The organism is Enterococcus sp. DIV1726a, assembly GCF_051710985.1.
Lineage (GTDB): Bacteria > Bacillota > Bacilli > Lactobacillales > Enterococcaceae > Enterococcus_B > Enterococcus_B hirae.
This window is the reverse complement of record NZ_JBIOLS010000001.1, coordinates 185,247-204,637: the sequence shown is the minus strand read 5'-3', so window position 1 is coordinate 204,637 and position 19,391 is coordinate 185,247. Positions and strand designations below refer to the sequence as shown.

Below are 19,391 nucleotides of genomic sequence, written 5' to 3'. Positions count from 1 at the left end.
CCCCCTCCTTTTCTTCTAGTTTACGTGTAACACCACTATTTGACAAAAAAACTGTTTTAATCGCATCGGTGGCCTTTCTCTTTCATAGAGAACAAGAGAAGGACTAAACATTTTTAGAAACAAAATAATTGTTTTATTTCTCACACTATGTTAAGGTATCTACACTAAACCGTAATTTTTACGATTTGAAAAATTAAAGAGATTATTGGAGGAAAATATGGCAAAAAAATCAAAAATTGCAAAAGCTAGAAAACAACAAGAAATGATTGCCCGCTATGCTGATTTACGACAAGAGTTAAAAGCGAATAAAGATTATGAAGCCTTACGTCAATTACCTTTAGATGCACGCCCTGAGCGTTTGAAAAACCGTGACTTGATCGATGGACGTCCTCGCGGATATATGCGAAAATTCGGCATGTCTCGTGTGAAATTTCGCGAACTAGCTCATCAAGGACTGATCCCTGGTGTCAAAAAAGCTAGTTGGTAATTAGTATTAGACAGACGAAAGATATTCTGGCAAAATAGCAGTCACTCTCTGAATAAGATAAACTAATCAAACACATATAAAAAAAGCCGTAAGGACTAAAGATAGGAAAACTATTTTTGGTCCTTACGGCTTTTTTATAAGTTGAACAATGCTGACTCAACTTTTTTCTTATCATTATCCAGCATTTTTTATTAAGAGTCAGAAATGACCGTATAGCGATTGACATCATTAACGCTCAGATCCAACGATTTCTCTTATAACCTTTGTTGATTGACATTCAAGATAATTAGCTTGTTCCTTTTATATGTAAAGGCATAATGTGCTTATTTAGCGACAGGGGTCAATGCTTCGATACCTACACTGATTTTAAGTGCATGATCGACTTCTGACATAATTCCTCGATCTAAATGACAAACTTTTTCTTTTAATCTTGATTTATCAATTGTTCTGATCTGTTCAAGTAAAATGACAGAGTCACGTTCGATTCCAGTACCAGTTGCTTTTATTCCAATATGCGTAGGCAATTTAGGTTTGGCCATTTTGGCAGTAATGGCCGCCACAATAATCGTTGGACTAAAATGATTCCCTAAATTATTTTGAATAACTAAGACAGGTCGTGTCCCGCCTTGTTCTGAACCCACGACTGGAGAAAGGTCAGCAAAATAAATGTCTCCTCTTTTTACCATAGGATTCTCCTTACTCTTCATATTCTCTAGGAATGCGCGTTCCTAGTACACAGGCTACCTCATAGTGGATCGTACCTAATTGATCCGCTACTGCTTGCATCGATATCTCTTTTTCCTGATTTTTACCAATCAAAGTAACCTTTGTTCCCAGTGGAACTTCCTGAGGTAAACGGATCATAATTTGATCCATACACACACGTCCGACAATTTCACATAAATTTCCATCCACTAGGACGGAAAAGCCTTGCATGTTTCGTAACCAGCCATCCGCATAGCCAATCGGGATCGTCCCGATCCACTCTGGTTGATCGGTAATATAGGTTTCCCCGTAGCCGATGCCTTCACCTTTAGCCAAACGTTTCACTTGGATCAACTCGGAAACTAACTCTAGTGCGGGTTCCAATGGATACGGTTCTGGCAGTGCATGCCCTGAAGGATTTAGCCCATACATTGCTACACCAAAACGAATCATGTTACCAATTTTTTCATCATGCCATAAAGCAGTAGCACTATTACTTACATGAACATACTTAGGTAAAGCAGGCAATGCATCGATTGTCTCTATAAAACGTTGATGTTGCTGTTGCCAATACGTTTCATCCGCTTGATCAGCCGTTGAGAAATGGGTGAAGATCCCTTCCCATTCCAATACAGCACTTTCTTGAATAAATGAAACTGCCTCTACAACTTCTTCAGGTGTCAAAAAACCAATCCGTCCCATGCCGGTATCAACTTTCAAATGAAGTGCTAACGCATGTTTCAGCTTTCTTTCTTGCAGATATTCAACAGCCTGTTCTAACCATTCTTTGTTTCCTACAGTGATCGATAAATCATGGACAACCGCTAAAGTCAATGCGTCAATGGGAATCATATTCAACACTAAAATAGGTTGTGTGAATCCCGCTTCCCGCAATTCAATCCCTTCGTCTAGATTAGACACACAAAATCCAGTAGCACCTCCAGCCAGTGCAGCTTCTGCTGTCTGGACTGCTCCGTGCCCGTAACCATTTGCTTTGACTACAGCAAATAGCTCTTTTCCTTTTGGTAATCTAGCTAATTCTTTTTTGACATTTTCAGTAATAGCTTTTGTATGTATAATGACTCTTGTAGGTCGGTGCCAAGCGACAACCATGATTTTTCCTTCTTTCTAATCTTCTAAAATAATTTGTGCAAACGCTAATTCATCCGTATGCGTGATACTAACAAAACAAGTACCTGAATGAGGTGATTTTGTGACTACAGGTTGTCCTGCATCATTTTTTAAAATTTCAATTTCTTGAAACGTCACCTTACCAATACCAGTTCCCCACGCTTTTGAAAAAGCTTCTTTGCAAGCGTAACGCCCTCCGAGAAATTCTACTTGTCGGTGAAAAGGCAGGATTTGAAATTGCTCGATTTCATTTGGCGTCAACACTCGGTCGATAAAATTTTGTTTTTCTTTGATGATCTTTGCAATCCTTGGTAACTCAACTGCATCAATCCCAATTCCTTTAATCATAGACTCTACTCTTTTCAAAAATTTTAGAACACTCTCATTCTACCAAATTCTCGGTATTTTACCACCAATATGTCCATAAATAACTAAAAAGAAAGCTCCTCTTAAAAAAGAGAAGCTTATCATTTATTATTAATCGTTATTTGTACGGATCACAAATCCACGTTTTTTATCGTTTTGACGCTTACCGCCATCTTTTTGATGGTTATTATTTTTACTGTAGCCACCTTTTGATTTGTTGCCACGGTAGTTGTTATTATCGCGTCGATTACGGTTATTTCCGCCGCCACGTTTGCCATTTTTATTATAGCCTTTTTTCTGCATTGGCAATGGACGTTCTGGAGTGATTTTAACTGGTATTGCATCAGAAGGATCCTTCGCAGTCGTTTTTAGTAACAAAGCTACTAAATCTTGTGCAGAATACTCTTCAAGCAATTTATCTGCTGTTTGCAAATACTTGTCTAAGCCGTTTTCTTCAAGCTTAGCTTCAATTTGTTCCACTGCAGCACCTAGTTGTCCCTTGAATGCTTCTTTTTCAGTTGGTGGACGTAGAGTAGCCATCCGTTTTTTCGTTAAGTTCTCAATAACATGTAGGTAGCTCATTTCGTTTGGCGTAACGAATGTCACTGACATCCCGCCTTTACCCGCACGACCTGTACGTCCGATACGGTGAACATAACTTTCTGGATCTTGTGGAATGTCATAGTTGTAGACGTGAGTCACGCCTGAAATATCCAAACCACGTGCAGCTACATCCGTAGCAACTAAAATATCTAAATGACCATTTTTAAATGAACGTAAAACACTCATTCGTTTTTGTTGTGAAAGGTCCCCATGGATTCCTTCTGCACGATAACCGCGAGCTTCTAATCCACGTGCCAATTCATCAACACGTCGTTTTGTACGACCAAAAACAATCGTAAGTTCTGGTGTTTGGACATCGAACAAACGTGTCATGATATCGAATTTTTCATATTCTTTTGCTCGAACATAATACTGATCGATTAAGTCAGCTGTCATTTCTTTCGCTTTGATCTTCACGTGTGTTGGTGATTTCATGAATTTCACGCCGATATTTTTGATTGCAGGTGGCATTGTTGCTGAGAATAATAATGTTTGGCGTTCTTCAGGTACTTTTGAAATAATACTTTCAATATCTTCCAAAAAGCCCATGTTCAACATTTCATCTGCTTCATCTAGAACTAATGTTTCCACTGTTCCTAATTTCAATGTGTGGCGGTTGATGTGATCCAGCATACGTCCAGGTGTTCCTACGACAATATGTGGACGATCTTTCAATCCACGGATTTGGCGACCGATATCAGCGCCTCCGTAAACAGCTTGTACACGTACTCTTTTATCACGACCAAGACGATAAAGCTCTTCTTGTGTTTGGATCGCTAATTCACGTGTCGGTGCAATGACTAACCCTTGCAATTCGTGGCGATTAGTGTCGATTTTTTCTAACATCGGCAAACCAAAAGCAGCCGTCTTACCAGTCCCTGTTTGTGCTTGTCCAATCACATCTTTTCCAGACAATGCTAAAGGGATTGTTTCTGACTGGATCGGTGTTGCTTCTTCAAAACCAGCACGCTCTACTGATTTCAATAATTCTGGTGATAATTCTAATTCTTTAAATTTCAAATGAATCCTCCTATATGGTTGTTAACTGAGGATGTAGCTTAATTTTTGCTACCCCGTCGATTGTTCGGTCAAAGTGTTTGGTTCTTTTTGACAGTGGCCACGTACGTTTTTACTCATTCTTAGCCCCTGTGGCACCACCGAAAAATCACTTTGCGAAGTTTAGGCATTAGAAAAGCCAAACGGGTCGCGTTCAGCTTTATCATTGTTATGACATCTGGCTCTAGCAATTTACATAAACGAAAGAACCAGTCCAATTTCTCTTCATCTTTCGGCAATAGGTTATTCTAGCATAATTTCTTATTTTCTGCAAGTTTGCAGTTTATTATTTCATTCCTTGCAATTGTTTAACGACATCAATCAATCCCATTCCATTGCTTCCTTTTAAAACGATGCTATCTTCCGGACGTATTTCTTCTTTCACCGTTGCAATGAGTTGTTCTTTATCTGTTTCAAAATATTGTACGTATAAATCTGGATACTTTTCGTTCAACTTTTCATATAATGCTTTCATTTGGGGCCCATATAAATAGACTCCCGCAAAATCAGCTGGATCAAGATGTTCAGCCATACTTGCGTGCATCTTCAAAGCATCTGGTCCTAATTCCAGCATGTCCGCAAGTACAGCAAGTCTTCTCCCTTTTGTTGGTAAGTTGGCAAAAGTATCTAAGACCAATCCCATTGCTGTAGGATTCGCATTATAGACATCACTTAGAATCCCCGCACCATTTCCAGCACTTAGCCACTCCGTACGATTTTGCGTCACTGTGACACTTGCTAAACCTAGACGGATGGCTTCCGTTGGCAGACCAAAAAATTGCCCAACAGCATAAGCAATCAACGCATTGGTGACATTATAACTTCCAGGAAGAGGAATCATGAACGATTCATCATTGACGATAAAATGTGTGGCTGTTTTCTCTTCACTCGTTACCTCCGCCTGTAGCTGCCCTGTATTTAATCCAAACGTTTCAATTTTTTGAGTCAAACTTTCAGTCAAAGGTTTCAATAATGGTTCTTCTTCTGGGATAATCAACAGCCCATCTTCTCTCAAACCATCAACAATTTCCATTTTTGCTTGCGCGATTCCTGCTCGTGAGCCAAGGTTTTCAATATGTGCTTCACCAATCATCGTAATAGCCGCTACTTTAGGTCGGGCAATCAAAGAAAGCTCAGTGATCTCTCTGGCATGATCCATCCCCATTTCTAAAACGATTTTTTCGGTATCCATCGGCATGTGCAAAATCGTATAAGGCAATCCAATATTATTGTTGTAATTTCCTTGTGTTTTATAGGTTTTGTACTTTTGAGCTAAAACTGAAGCAGTCAAATCTTTTGTCGTTGTTTTCCCATTACTTCCCGTAATTGCCACCACTTCAGCCCCAACTTTCGCTAGGTAGTACTTCGCCAGATCTTGCATTGCTTTTAGTGGATCATCCACAAGAATCACTCGAATCCCGCTAGGTGCTTTGGACGCTTCCAGACTCCAAAAAGTAGCAACCGCTCCATTATCCATGGCTTGTTGAATAAATTCGTGTCCATCTCTTGCTCCTTTTAGCGGCACGAACAACCCACCTTTTTCAATCTTGCGACTATCGAACTCCACACCTGTGATTTCCGTTAAATCATTCATTACGCTTCCTACAGCTTGAGCGATTTCTTGTACTGTTAGTTTCATAAAAAACCCGCCTTTTCGCATTTAGAAGCCGGAACAAATGTGAATGACATTCGCTCCAGCTTCTATTTTTAATTGTCTATTCGTTTGCTTCAAAAAAACCTTGTCGTTGATTAAAACGATTGATTCCTAATTGAATCAATTCTTCGATCAAATCGCCATACTTCAAGCCCATGTTTTCCCACAATAATGGATACATGCTAAATTGCGTGAATCCAGGCATTGTATTTAACTCATTTAGGAATAGTTCATTTTTATTCGTCAAGAAGAAATCACAACGGCTCAAGCCACTCCCACCTAGCATTGTATACGCAATTTTTGCATATTCCTGCGCTTTTTGATAGACCTCTTCCGGTACTTCAGCTGGGATTTGCATTTCAATCTTATTGTTGATGTATTTCGCATCATAATCATAGAATGCAACATCTTTGACTACTTCACCAGGTAACGTGGTACGCACGTCTTCATTCCCTAAAACAGCTACTTCAATTTCACGTGCTTCGATCCCTTGCTCAACGATCGCACGAGAATCATATTGATAAGCTAATGCAAGCGCATTTTGCAGTTCTTCACGGTTCTCCGCTTTAGAGATCCCTACACTTGAACCCATATTTGCTGGTTTGACAAACATTGGGTAAAGCAAAGACCCTTCACATTGATCAAAGATTTTTTTAGGATTTTCTTTCCATTGATTTTTCAAAACAGGGACATAAGGAACTTGTGGCACCCCTGCCGCTTGCAAAATGTATTTGGTCATGATCTTATCCATTGCACAAGCACTTGTTAAAACGCCAGCGCCGACATATGGCAAGTTCAATGTTTCCAAAAATCCTTGAATCGTTCCATCTTCACCATTAGGTCCGTGTAAGACAGGGAAAACAATCGTTCCTTCTTCTTTGATTTCTCCAGGATTGATCACTCTTCCCGTAAAGCCATCTGTCACTTTTCCGCTTGGGTCCCATGTCAAATGTAAGTCTTCTTTGCTCGCTGGTTTCTCTGTTAACAAAGGGCCTTTCACCCATTGACCTTCTTTGCTGATAAATATCAGTTGAACTTGATAGTACGTATAATAAATAGCATTTAAGACTGAAAACGCTGAAAGAACTGAAACATCATGTTCTGCACTGCGTCCACCATATAGTAAAGTAATCTTCAAAAGATTGTCCTCCCGTATCCAATATCTTTCACTTTTACTTCATATTTTAGCACAAAATCAAAAGAATCAAACAGCTTATTTTTCAAAAAGTCGATAAACTTATTTGTTAAATCAAGAAAAAAGGCACGGCATCGCTGCCTGCGCCTCTTTTTCGATTGTTGTTTTTCATCTATTCCATCTTTCGTTCATCAGGGACAATCCCTTGATTTAACAACCATTTATGGAAGAACCATTCTCCTATGCCAATTAATAAAGCAGGAATCAAAACTTTCATCCAGATGTTCGTCGTATCATTCATAAAATAAAGATATACCCACAAAATGACTGCGGAAGAACCGGCATCTGCGATCGTCGCCGCAATATTCCCCACCTTTCGCAAAATGAGTAAATCACCTAATACATAAATCATCACAACGACAATGACCCCAACAATTGTCGAATCCATGAAGCTAACTCCGTATAATCCTGTTAATACGATCCATAAAATCGCCCAAATCATGATTGCTTTTACAATTAATGCTTTTACATGTTTCATTTTCCACTCTCTCCCCTCAGATTAGAAAAAAATTAGATAATAAAATATCTTTAATTATTTTATCATTTTAAAGACAATACAAGCAAAGATATCGTACTAATTGAGGGGAAAACAAACCTATTGTCGCTACTCATTGTTTGAAGATAACTTGACTTGTTCAAGTGCTTGAATTAATGCCTGTCTAAAGTTTTGATGATCTTGAGTGGTAAAAGGTTTAGGTCCTCTAGTCCGCAGACCTGCTTTGCGCAACCTTCCACTTTGGTAACGTTGTTCTAACAAGGAGTCAATCGTTGTTGCACTAAATTCTTTACCCGTTTGATGAAACACTCGTACCCTCTTTGGTAAAACTAAAGAAGCTAACCCATAATCTTGTGTGATTAGAATATCTCCTTTGCGAATCAATCCTACAATGCGGTAATCTGCGCTATCTGCGCCTTGATCAACGTACACAAAATGAACATACGCTGGATATTCTTTATGGGTGTAATGAGCCACGCTCGTCACGATCATGACTTCCACTTGATACAAACCAGCAATTTCAATTACATCTTCCTTAACCGGCGAACCATCTCCATCAATCAGTATTCGCATGATGCCGCACCTCTCGTTTCCATAATAGATAAACACCCAGCACACCAAGGAGTAACCAGCTGATGTTCCCCCACTTAGCGTATTCCATTAATTGCACACTGATCGTAGGAACTCTTAACTTGTCAGTCAACTGCAACAGCACTGCAACGGGTAGCTCTAGCCAACGGGTAAGAACTAATAATAGCCCCATCAAGAGAAATTGATGGACCACACTCCCTTTGTTTTGTGTCGTAAATTTAATGATGACTCGTTGATCCATGGGAATATCCGTATCAGTGTCATAACACACACGATTTAACCAACCGCTGATCACAGCATGACAAAAACTTAAGAAAAACAATCCAATCACAAACGCAGTCGGGATCAATAAAATCAATAAAGAGAGAGATAGCCCGATCAACTGGACGATCACTGGAGGATAGGGGAAACTACGTAAGATACGATTACCAATCAGCTTAGCGACGACCATTCCAGCTATATAAGGTAGATACATATAAGTGGCTAAATGATCAAATCCATACAAAACTCCTACATAAAATGTACTAAACAAAAAGAGAAAGTTCCCCACCATTCCACTCAAAAAATTCATGAGATTGAGCCAACTTGGAAACTGCCAATTTTTTTTGCCTCGCCCTAAATAAAAAGCGGCTAAAACAAATAAAAAGAGAAAAACATAAATTGTAAGATCAAACAGTTCTGGCTCAACGAGCAAGCGTGCATTTCGAAGCAAAAACAATAAGACAAAAAACACAATAAACAGCACAAATTCTTTCGTGACAAAAATCGTTGTTTTCATCTCTTTAAAATCCAATTCATACCTAGGATAATGGCTGATGGTGTGATAAGCCATGCTATAAAACAATGTATACAGCCCTAACGTCACAACGATTTGGGTCGTACCTGACAACTCGATCGAGCGAAAAAGCAAAACCAATAATAGTAGCGCAAAGATATATTTTTTGCCTGTCATATTCGTAAAACCCTGTCGCTTTTCATGGTAATTAACAGTCACATTTGCTGGAAGTAGCCAAGCTGCACTAAATCCCAATAAAATACTAGACAAATAAAACAAAGGGAAATAGAGCACGCCAAAGATCCCTAATAACGAACCCGCACCTCCCATCAAAAGAGCAATCATCAGTAATGTATAACTATCTAGACCTAAACGAATACTGCGGATCAAAAACAATCCCGTCATACGGAAAGTATAAAATAAGGTAAACGGTAAAATCGAAGCCCAGTTAGCCCCATCGCTCAAATTCAGAAATAAAAGATAAGGAATAAATATAACCGTATTAGCTAAAATAAAAGGTGTTGATTGCGTAAAATTACGACCAAATTGTTTGATTTTCTCGAACATAAAAAAACTCCTTAGCGAGTAATTACAAAACTTATTTTTCATTCATTCTAGCATTAATCATAAGTAGAAACCAATTTTAGCCGATACTATCAACTAAGAATTCCGACTTATAACGAGCGATAACCTATTGCGACACGTCTTCTTGTCAGTAATAGTAACGCTCAAGCCAAAACAAACCACGAAAGATTGCCCATAAAAAATAGGACATTACCCAGAATCTCTTCTGACTAATGTCCTATCTTACTGGTACTTGAGTTTTTGTGAACTCAAGCAGACAAGCCCTTCTCCACAAAAGTCTTGCCCGACACCCTTGCATTCCGGCAAGTGATCACATCATGATCTTGTGTCTCCAAAATCAATTAGGCGCATCTGTAAACCAGAGGCCTTCTCGACCCGTCGCATGTCGTTACTTTAACACATATCCCAAAGTTATGCGAGTCTTTTTTTCATTTGATAATCGACCATTTGAAATCCTTGACCAATATCCGAGATCAGTTCACCAGCCATTTCAAAACCTTGATGAAGGTAAACGGCGATGGCTTGAGCATTGCCTTGATTGACACGTAGAAAAATCTCTTTGATTCCTTGTTCTCTAGCGATAGTTTCGTACCACTGAAAAAGAGCCGACGTCAATCCCTTCCCTCTGAATTGATTCATTAAGTATAACTTACTCAAATATATTTTGGATGCTATTACCTCATAGGCGGTATATCCGACCGTTTGCCCTTGCTCTTTTAAGAGAAAATACTGCACACCTTCCGCCACTTCTTTTTCAATCTGTTGTTTTGATTGATAGGTAGCCAGCATATAGTCCACTTGTGCTTGCCCAATGATCGGAACAAATGCTTCTGGCCAAACTTCCTTGATCACTGATACCAACTCGTCAATTTCAGTTGAGGTTACCTTGACTTTTTCTAACATTCTTTTTCTTTCCTCTCTTACTGCTAAAAATTTCCTTGTGCTTTCTGGAACAGATACAACATAATCAAACTATACGCACCGACAGACCAAGGTTTCAATAATAGGACAATTTGGATATATTCCTTAAAAGATATTTTAGTTAACCCTGCGACCAGACAAACCAAGTCATCAGGCGCAAAAGGAATCAACATGGTCAAACACAGTACTTTTTTGATATCCTTCGTTTTCTGTGTCAGTAATTGGTCGAATTTTTGGTACTTTTTGGGCGATAAAATAAGTTGTACAAAACTAACGCCATAATAACGAACCAATAAAAAACCAATGGCTTCACCGATAATCAATCCAATACAGCTATAAAGTAATCCCCAGCCATTCCCAAACATCAACAAGCCTGCCACTGAAGAAATTCCTCCAGGTAGTATTGGGATGATCACTTGAATGATCTGCAGGAGAATAAAAATCACTACTGCATACTCCCCAAATTGTTGGATAAAGCGTTGCAAAGAAGTGGTTGATCGAAAGATCCCATGTTGATAAGCATAAATGATTAACACCAAAAAGAACAATAAGCCAATAATCGGGATTATTCGGATATATTTATGTAAATGATTGTGATCGTTCATTTTCAGTCTCTCCACCTTTTAGCGCTACTTTTCATTAAGAATCGTTGCAAAAGTAAACGTTTCACTTGATAAATAAGTCGAAGAATCGAAAATAGCTTCTCCTATTTTCATGATTCTTCGACTTATCCTATTGGTTTCTTTGTTTTATTTATGATCCAAAAAACTAGCAACTTTCGTCGTAATCAAATCGATCGCTACGTGATTTTCGCCACCTTCTGGCACGATGATATCGGCGTAACGCTTAGTTGGTTCGATGAATTGATGATACATCGGTTTAACCACAGTCAAATATTGTTCGATCACGGAATCCAACGTTCTGCCACGTTCTTCCATATCTCGTTTGATTCTGCGGATGATACGGATATCATCGTCTGTATCTACATATACTTTGATATCCATCAAGTCACGTAGATTTTCATCTTCTAGAATCAAAATGCCTTCTAATATAATTACTTCTTTAGGCTCTTGGATGATTGTTGCTTGACTTCTTGTATGTGCAACATAATCATAAACTGGTTTTTCAATGGCGTTATAGTTCAGTAGTTCTTTCACGTGCTGAATCAGCAGATCATTATCAAAGGCAAAGGGATGATCATAATTCGTATTCAATCGTTCTTCAAAGCTCAAATGGCTTTGATCTTTATAATAAGAATCTTGTTCAAGCATCATGATGGAATGGTCTGGGAAATTATTGAAAATGGCACGACTTACGCTTGTTTTACCGCTTCCTGATCCACCCGTCACACCAATGATAATTGGCTTGCTTTTTGTCATTGACTAAAACCTCTTTCATATCCGTTTTTACATTCTTATCTATTATAGCGAAAATACACGAAAATGCTATATTTTTCTGAAAATTAATGCTTCTCGATTTCCAAAAGAGGATAAAGTTCTGCTAACGAATCAATCCGATAAGTCGGTACGATTTCTGGAATTTCCGGCAACCGATTTTTGTTAAACCAAATCGTATCAATTCCTGCCAAGTTCCCTCCTTTAATATCTGAGGTCAATGAATCGCCAATAATAACTGTTTTTTCTTTTTCAAATTGAGGAATCTGTGAAAAGACATGATCAAAAAATTCTTTCATTGGTTTTTGGGCGCCCACATCTTCTGAAACAAAAATTTTTTTGAAATAGCCCAACATTTTCGCATCAGTCAAACGTTGATATTGCGTTTTCGATACCCCGTTTGTCACAATATAAAGATCCGCTTGTGAAGATAACGTCTGAAGCAGTTCATGACTTCCCTCAATCAAATCATGCCCCTGATTCAAGTAATGTCTGTATCTTTTCTCCATAGCTAAACTATCAACTGTTTTACCAAATTGTTGAAATAGTAGTCCAAAACGACTCCCGGTAACCTCTTCTCTCGTCATATTCCCTTTTTCAAATTCACGCCATAAGTGATGATTTAATGCCTTATAACTTGTTTTCACTTCTGGTGTCAATTCAATTCCTTGCTCTGCAAATAATTCATTTAATGCTTTTGCTTCTGTCATCTGAAAATCAAGTAACGTATCGTCTACATCGAATAATAAAGTATGATAATTCATTTTTTTCTCTCCTATTTAAAATATATTTTCAATTGCTTTAATTCGGTTAATGTCAGTGAACGATAGGCACCTTCAGCAAGTTGCTCATCTAACTGCAAAGGTCCCATCATTAGTCGCTTTAGCTTTGTCACTTTTTTACCACGTGCAAGGAACATCTTTTTTACCTGATGAAATTTTCCTTCTTGTATCGTTACTCGTACTCGACTGCTGTTTTTGGATGTTTCCATGATTGTTAATTGTGCAGGTAAACAACGATAGCCACCCTCAAAAACAATTCCTGCTTGAAAAGCTTCGATATCTGAAGCTGTCACTTGTTCATTGATCTGCGCCTCATAAGTTTTGAAGACTTTTTTATCAGGCAGCAACATTTCATATCCCAACTGACCATTTGATGTCAGTAATAGTAGTCCTGTGGTATCACGATCCAAGCGTCCGACAGGATAGAGCGGCTTCGTTCGATCCGCTGAAGCAATCAAGTCTAACACGGTCATTTTTGTTTGGTCTTTAACTGCAGTCACAGCACCACTCGGTTTATTCAATAAGTAATAGACTTCGTTTGTCGTTAAACGCTTACCTGAGACTTCGATCTCATGGATCAAACTATCCACATTTCGGTTTTGGCAAAATTCGACACAACCATCAATTTTCACTTGTTTTGATGCAAATAAACGCTTCATCTCTTTTCGAGTCGTTTGTAAAGTTTCTTCAATTAATTTATCTAAACGCATGGTGCTTTCCTTTCTTAGCCTAACAAGCATTATAACCCGAAAGAGAGTAGATGCAAATAAGAAAGCCATTGTTATTCCTTGACTTAAATTCAGATTCGCGCTACGGTTAAAGAGTAAAGTGAATTGGATTTCTCATACACAGCGTAATGACCTGGTGGAGAAAAGTTGAATCCTGACTTTCTAAAGGTAGATGCGCGCATCTACCTTTTTGCGTTTTTTAAGCGCCCTAGCCAATAATGTGCACGAGAATAGCCGTCGAAAGTTCACTTAAATAAAATCTGTTGGTCTACGTTGCCGACAGTCACATTTTAAGGAGGAATTTTGGTTATGTCAGTATCATTAGAAGTAAGTAAGAGAGAAGTACGTCCCCGTTCATTGAGAAATAAATTGCGTCATGAAGGTAAAGTTCCAGCTATTGTTTATGGGTACAATGTTGAAAGTACTCCGATTGCTATTGATGGACAAATATTCAGTAAATTATTACGTGAAAATGGCGCAAATACAGTAATCACAATGACGATTGATGGAAAAAAAGTCAACACGTTGGTTCATAAAGTCCAAACGAATACCTTTACCAACCATTTTGAACATGTGGAATTTCTATCTGTGAACATGTCAGAAGAAACTGAAGTCGAAACTGAAATCGTTCTTGTTGGCGAAGCTGCAGGTGTGAAAGCTGGTGGTGTCTTAGCACAAAACCTTTACACTGTGATCGTCTCTGCTACACCAAGCAACTTACCAGAACGTATCGAAGTTGATGTAACAAACCTAAATCTAGGCGATGCAATCACAGTAGCCGATCTACCTGAAAACAACGATTATAAAGTCGTTTCTGATGGTGAAGAACAAATTGCTGCAGTAGCAGCTCCAACTGAGGAAGCTGAAACTACTGATGAAGAAAGCGAACCAGAAGTTATTGGTTCAACGGAAGAATAACAAGTGACTTGTTCGTGTCAAAAGCGTTGGCAACCTTCGCTTTTGGCACGTTTTTTTCTCTCCTTAAAAAAAACTTATACTTTGAAAAAAAGTACACGATTTTTGTTGCATTTTTAAAAAAAGTCTATTAGAATGAACCATCGTTACAGTAAATCGTTTATCCTAAATGAAGAAATAAAACATGTCTATTCGATAAAACGAAGGAGGTTAAACAGATGTTTGAAAGTTTTGACAGTAGTCGTAACCGGTATGCCTCTGTAGGTGTTGTATCAAGTATACCAGATGAACTGATTGATAGTATCTGGTTTATTATTGACCTAGACCTTAAGGGAGTCATCCCCTTAGATAATATGTTAGCCTTTGATTTAATCGACAATAATGGAAAAGTAACTATGCATTTTTCGCAAGCTGGTAGTGATGTTGAGATGGGAATCGATTTACCGTTTCACTATTCATCAAGTTTTCCAAGCCAAGTATATGCTTATGATGATGGTACTAGAGAAACCATTCTTTTACCCAGCGAGATAAGACAGTATTAAGGTTCACAACCATTCGTTGTCCCTTTTGATTTGTACGCCCAGGCCAAGTAGTTGATCCTTTGAATTTATTCTTTGCGTTTCATTCTTTGAATTTATTCAGCGATTCAATTCTTGGCTTGTTTTATGATGCACATCATTGAAAATATCTTTGAAAATGAATCTGCAATACATTGAAAGTTATCAAAATTATTTCATTTTTACCTAGTAATCTCAGGATAAACACTATATACTACTAACTAAATTTTATAGACAATAAGGAGTTTAAAAAATGCGCGATTTAACAAAAGGAAGTCCAGCTAAACTAATCTTAATGTTCACCGTTCCTTTACTTATTGGTAATGTCTTTCAGCAATTTTACAACATGGTCGACATGATCATCGTTGGTCAAACATTAGGGAAAAATGCGCTGGCTGCTGTTGGTGCAACCGGAAGCTTGACCTTTTTAATCCTTGGCTTCGCTCAAGGTCTTACTGCTGGATTAGCGATCATTACAGCTCAGCGTTATGGTGCAAAAGATTATCGTGGTCTTAAGAAAAGTTTTGCTGCAAGTGTTGTTATCAGTTTGGTTGTCACTATTGCATTAACCGTCCTTAGTTTAGTATTTATTCGTCCGATGCTGCAATTGATGCAAACGCCCGTTGAGATTATTGACCAAGCACAAACGTTCATTTCAATCATCTTACTAGGGATTTTCGCATCTATGAGTTTTAACTTGCTTTCAAATGTTATTCGCGCGCTTGGAGATAGCCGGACACCACTTTTCTTTTTGATTATTGCAGTGGTTGTCAACGTTGTGCTTGATTTGATTTTCATCATTTCTTTTGGAATGGGTGTCGAAGGCGCAGCAATTGCAACGGTTATTGCCCAAGTTTGCTCAAGCCTACTATGTTTAGTTTATATCAAGAAAAAAATTCCTTTGTTGCAATTACGTAAAAAAGATTTTCACTTTGATAAAGAAGAGATTCGTGTTCATTTAAACGCTGCTCTTCCAATGGCTTTTCAATCATCCATCATCGCCATTGGCGCCATCGTCCTTCAAGCTGCGTTGAACAGTTTAGGAACAGATGTCGTAGCCGCTCAAGCAGCAGCCAGCAGAATTGACCAATTTGCTAACCAACCAATGATGTCCTTCGGGATTGCTATTGCAACATTTACTGCTCAAAATTATGGTGCAAAAGAATATGGTCGAATTTTAAAAGGTGTTAAGCAAACACTTATGATGAGTATTGGCTTTAGTGTTGTTGCAGGTGCGATCGTGATTTTCTTCGGTCATTCACTTATGCAGTTGTTTGTTTCACCGACAGAGACTCGTGTCTTTGAATTAGCTCAAACTTACTTCAATATCAATGGTTCCTTATATTGGATCTTAGCGATTTTATTTATCTTACGTTACACACTACAAGGACTTGGTCAAAGTAAGATTCCAACACTCGCAGGAATGATGGAATTAGTCATGCGTTCATTTGCAGCAATCATTTTAACTGGTTTACTTGGTTATACGGGTGCTGCAGCTGCTTCACCACTTGCTTGGGCAGGATCTGTCGCTGTTCTACTATACTCTTACTTGCGTTCAATGAAACAACTTAAATCTTTCGAGAATGAACAACAATACGCTATGGATGATCCTGAGATCCAATACAATAGTATCCAATAAAAGAAAAAAGACATTTCTCTCATCGATCAGATAAGCAGAAATGTCTTTTTTATTAGCAATTTACATGATGTTCCGTTCAAAAAACGAAGGAGTCTGGTTAGATGATTTTAGCGATCAATTATTATATATGATCATTTTTACGAGTATTTTCATCCGTATCTTCTACTCGAACGTCTCCTTTTGTATCAATATCCAACTCTTCACGACTTACTTCTTCCGTCACTTGTTTCATATCTTCATGCTCTTTTTTGTGAATACCTACCTCTTCACGTACTACTGTATGTTTATTGACATCAATTTGTTCCTCTTTAAGAGGAATTGTAATCGTTTCGTCTTCCAAAGAATCATCTGAAATATTATCGCTTGCTTCAGCATTTACTGGTTTTCTTTCGATAACGATTTCTTCACGCTTCACAGGGACTTCCACTGTTTTAGTATCATTAACAACGTGTTTATGGATATCAACTTCCCCAGTTGTCACATCATGGGTATTGACATCTAACTGTTCTTCTTTGAGTTGAATATTTTCATTATCTGTATTTAATGTATCCGTTGGATCGGGCATACTTTGAGTCCGATCGTTTTCAACAACTGCTTCATTTGGCGCTTTGTAATCTTTAACCGTAATCACTATTTTCCCAGCGGCAATATCCTCTTTGTATGAATACAATGGATCATCGTTAACAGAATCATCCGCTTTTTCTGTATACGAATCTTCCTCATAGGTGTTAGAAGTGAACGTATCTTTGATCCGTTCCCATAGCGAGCGTTCTTCATGCGTGCCTTCAACCTCATCCACATTCGTTTCTACATCAATTCCTGATAAACCAGAAAAACCAAAATTTTGAGCAGCATCTTTTGTCGTATAGATAATGATATCGTCTCGATCGTATCCTTCATCACGCAATTGTTCGATCACTGATAAAGCTTCTTCCCTCGTACTGTAACTACCAATAACTGTTAGATTTCTTTCATTCATGTGAATCCCTCCTGTTAATAGTATGTCTGTATTTAGTGATTCCGCTTACAGATCTATTCTATCGGATATTTTTTTTTAGAACAAATATATGGTTTACAAAGTAAAAAAGATGCCAATCCATTCAGCTAAGTCGAATGGATTGGCATCAGTTCTATCGTTTAAAATCTTATGATCAAGAGATCCGTCCACCAAAATGAGTAGGAAGCTTCCGACTAAGGGACAAAAAGAAAGTATAAACATCGGTTTATTCGTTTTTGGTAGTGGTTAGAATGTTTTGTCTTACTTCTCTCATTTTTTTTGATCGTGAAATGTAGGATTTTGTTTATCCCAGATTCTTCATTCTGTTTTATTCGAATCGATACTGTTTTCTGCTATTTCTTGTTTTTTGATTTTAAAATAGTCCACATGTGTATGGTTATATTCTAACACCGTAAATTGAAAAGAATCAATTTGGATCACTGTACCTGTCTTGATGTTTTTTTCATGGTTCGACATAAATCCAGATAGTGTGATAAAAGTAGACTCTTCAAATTCAGGGATCGTAACGTGGAAATAACGACCAAAATCATCTAACGTCAATTTTCCTGAAACAATATAGCTCCCATCTGCTTGTTTCGCTATCAATGCTTCATCCAAATCCGTTTCATCCCGAATTTCCCCCACGATTTCTTCTAAAATATCTTCAATCGTCACTAAACCACTCGTTCCTCCGTACTCATCTTTTAAAATAGCAATATGCTTTCCTTTTTTACGCATGATCGTCAATAATTTTTTGATGGGGATCGTTTCTGAAGTAACGATTGGTTCTTCCACCAACTCATCCACTGTTAATTGATCGTCTTTAAACGACTGCTTAATCAAATCTGGTAAAGTAACATAACCAAGGACGTGATCCTTTGACCCAGAAATAACGGGGTAGCGGGTATGACCTCTTTGAATAGAAGCTTGAATCGCATCTTTCACTGTCTCACCAGCTTCAAAAACCTGCATAGAGGTTCGATCCACTTGGATATCTTTTGCCAACGTATCATCAAATTCAAAGACATTTTCTAAATAATAGTACTCTTCTTTCGTCAACTCTCCTTTTTCATAAGAATTCATAGCCACTAACGTCAATTCTTCTTGAGATAATGTCTCTTCTCCTTCTGAAACTAATTTCACACCTAATACTTTTCCTAAAGCCGCAGCAGAATGATTCAATACCCAAATAAAAGGAAACATTGCTTTATAAAAATAATGCAACGGACGTACAACAAATAAGACCACTTGCTCTGTATTCACGATACTATAACTTTTAGGTAAAAGTTCTCCGATCACCACATCGATATATGTCACTAAGATAAACCCTAACGCGACAGAAATCGTTCCGCTCAATGCTGAGCTAAACGGCAATCGACCGATCCAAGGCTCTAGTAACGCCGCCACTGAGCCTTCGCCAACCCAACCAATGATCAACCCAGTCAAGGTAATTCCTAATTGACTAGCCGACAAGTAGTTATCTAAATGATGCGTGACATGTAATGCTAATTTGGCATTCTTTACATTTTCTCTTTCTAATTGTTCTAAACGTGAACGTCTGATTTTAACTAATGCAAATTCACTAGCTACAAAAAAAGAAGTCACCGCAATCATCAAAAATAATATGGCAAAATTAAGTACCATAACTTCCCACCTCTCTTCTCTCCCCTATTGTACCTCTTTTCGAAAAATAATTTAAATCAACGATCCACGATTGCATTGAGTTTCTTTAGAAAGTATCTTGACCCACAAAACTCTTTTAACTTAGCAAGCTTTGTCAAGCTTTTATCCAAAACTAAAATTTCATATAGCCG

At 38.1% G+C, this 19,391-nt stretch carries 20 protein-coding genes; 4 read left to right on the top strand and 16 right to left on the bottom strand.

What is annotated here, in order from left to right; translation table 11 throughout:
* Nucleotides 1–217 precede the first annotated feature (217 nt).
* Nucleotides 218–487 (top strand): 30S ribosomal protein S14, encoded by a 270-nt coding sequence (rpsN, locus tag IGJ27_RS01020; protein ID WP_010736862.1) that lies wholly within the window; start codon nt 218–220, stop codon nt 485–487.
* A gap of 323 nt (nt 488–810) precedes the next feature.
* On the opposite strand, the gene IGJ27_RS01015 is transcribed toward rpsN, so the two are convergent.
* From IGJ27_RS01015 to IGJ27_RS00950, 14 genes are all read right to left on the bottom strand, one after another.
* Entirely contained in the window at nt 811–1,173 is a 363-nt protein-coding gene (locus tag IGJ27_RS01015; RefSeq protein ID WP_010720330.1) for a type II toxin-antitoxin system PemK/MazF family toxin, read from the bottom strand.
* A 10-nt stretch (nt 1,174–1,183) separates the two neighbouring features.
* Nucleotides 1,184–2,305 (bottom strand): alanine racemase, encoded by a 1,122-nt coding sequence (gene alr, locus IGJ27_RS01010; protein ID WP_010720331.1) that lies wholly within the window; start codon nt 2,303–2,305, stop codon nt 1,184–1,186.
* 15 nt (nt 2,306–2,320) lie between these two features.
* The gene (gene acpS, locus IGJ27_RS01005; RefSeq protein WP_010720332.1) at nt 2,321–2,671 is read right to left on the bottom strand and encodes a holo-ACP synthase; all 351 of its coding nucleotides are present in this window, start codon (nt 2,669–2,671) and stop codon (nt 2,321–2,323) included.
* Between the two features lie 129 nt (nt 2,672–2,800).
* Nucleotides 2,801–4,312, bottom strand: coding sequence for a degradosome RNA helicase CshA (gene cshA / locus IGJ27_RS01000; RefSeq protein WP_010720333.1), 1,512 nt, complete (start codon nt 4,310–4,312; stop codon nt 2,801–2,803).
* A 322-nt stretch (nt 4,313–4,634) separates the two neighbouring features.
* Entirely contained in the window at nt 4,635–5,987 is a 1,353-nt protein-coding gene (locus IGJ27_RS00995) for a UDP-N-acetylmuramoyl-tripeptide--D-alanyl-D-alanine ligase (protein WP_094940635.1), read from the bottom strand.
* A 76-nt stretch (nt 5,988–6,063) separates the two neighbouring features.
* Entirely contained in the window at nt 6,064–7,140 is a 1,077-nt protein-coding gene (locus IGJ27_RS00990; RefSeq protein WP_010720335.1) for a D-alanine--D-alanine ligase, read from the bottom strand.
* A 169-nt stretch (nt 7,141–7,309) separates the two neighbouring features.
* Nucleotides 7,310–7,675 (bottom strand): DUF2512 family protein, encoded by a 366-nt coding sequence (locus tag IGJ27_RS00985; RefSeq protein ID WP_178306253.1) that lies wholly within the window; start codon nt 7,673–7,675, stop codon nt 7,310–7,312.
* A gap of 126 nt (nt 7,676–7,801) precedes the next feature.
* Complete coding sequence (locus IGJ27_RS00980) at nt 7,802–8,266, bottom strand: YaiI/YqxD family protein (protein WP_088745039.1); 465 nt, start codon at nt 8,264–8,266, stop codon at nt 7,802–7,804.
* A complete protein-coding gene (locus tag IGJ27_RS00975) occupies nt 8,250–9,626 on the bottom strand; it encodes a hypothetical protein (protein WP_178306254.1) in 1,377 nt (458 codons plus the stop codon). Before IGJ27_RS00975 ends, IGJ27_RS00980 begins: the two co-directional genes overlap by 17 nt.
* 429 nt (nt 9,627–10,055) lie before the next feature.
* Complete coding sequence (locus IGJ27_RS00970) at nt 10,056–10,547, bottom strand: GNAT family N-acetyltransferase (RefSeq protein WP_010736856.1); 492 nt, start codon at nt 10,545–10,547, stop codon at nt 10,056–10,058.
* A 23-nt stretch (nt 10,548–10,570) separates the two neighbouring features.
* On the bottom strand, nt 10,571–11,170 hold the full coding sequence (locus tag IGJ27_RS00965; RefSeq protein WP_034698710.1) for a TVP38/TMEM64 family protein: 600 nt from the start codon (nt 11,168–11,170) through the stop codon (nt 10,571–10,573).
* A 144-nt stretch (nt 11,171–11,314) separates the two neighbouring features.
* Nucleotides 11,315–11,944 carry a uridine kinase gene (udk, locus tag IGJ27_RS00960; protein WP_010720341.1) on the bottom strand — a complete coding sequence of 210 codons (630 nt, stop codon included), beginning with the start codon at nt 11,942–11,944 and terminating at the stop codon, nt 11,315–11,317.
* A gap of 83 nt (nt 11,945–12,027) precedes the next feature.
* The gene (locus IGJ27_RS00955; RefSeq protein WP_010720342.1) at nt 12,028–12,723 is read right to left on the bottom strand and encodes a YjjG family noncanonical pyrimidine nucleotidase; all 696 of its coding nucleotides are present in this window, start codon (nt 12,721–12,723) and stop codon (nt 12,028–12,030) included.
* An 11-nt stretch (nt 12,724–12,734) separates the two neighbouring features.
* Nucleotides 12,735–13,451, bottom strand: coding sequence for a 16S rRNA pseudouridine(516) synthase (locus tag IGJ27_RS00950; protein WP_088745043.1), 717 nt, complete (start codon nt 13,449–13,451; stop codon nt 12,735–12,737).
* 327 nt (nt 13,452–13,778) lie between these two features.
* On the opposite strand from IGJ27_RS00950, the gene IGJ27_RS00945 reads away from it, so the two are divergent.
* From IGJ27_RS00945 to IGJ27_RS00935, 3 genes are all read left to right on the top strand, one after another.
* On the top strand, nt 13,779–14,387 hold the full coding sequence (locus IGJ27_RS00945) for a 50S ribosomal protein L25/general stress protein Ctc (protein WP_010736853.1): 609 nt from the start codon (nt 13,779–13,781) through the stop codon (nt 14,385–14,387).
* A 215-nt stretch (nt 14,388–14,602) separates the two neighbouring features.
* The gene (locus IGJ27_RS00940; RefSeq protein ID WP_178306255.1) at nt 14,603–14,926 is read left to right on the top strand and encodes a DUF960 domain-containing protein; all 324 of its coding nucleotides are present in this window, start codon (nt 14,603–14,605) and stop codon (nt 14,924–14,926) included.
* Between the two features lie 268 nt (nt 14,927–15,194).
* Nucleotides 15,195–16,580 (top strand): MATE family efflux transporter, encoded by a 1,386-nt coding sequence (locus IGJ27_RS00935; protein WP_063626437.1) that lies wholly within the window; start codon nt 15,195–15,197, stop codon nt 16,578–16,580.
* A 121-nt stretch (nt 16,581–16,701) separates the two neighbouring features.
* On the opposite strand, the gene IGJ27_RS00930 is transcribed toward IGJ27_RS00935, so the two are convergent.
* Together IGJ27_RS00930 and IGJ27_RS00925 are read right to left on the bottom strand one after the other, a co-directional pair.
* A complete protein-coding gene (locus tag IGJ27_RS00930; protein WP_010736851.1) occupies nt 16,702–17,559 on the bottom strand; it encodes a DUF2382 domain-containing protein in 858 nt (285 codons plus the stop codon).
* Nucleotides 17,560–17,895: 336 nt separating this feature from the next.
* A complete protein-coding gene (locus tag IGJ27_RS00925; protein ID WP_010736850.1) occupies nt 17,896–19,221 on the bottom strand; it encodes a hemolysin family protein in 1,326 nt (441 codons plus the stop codon).
* Between the last annotated feature and the right edge of the window lie 170 nt (nt 19,222–19,391).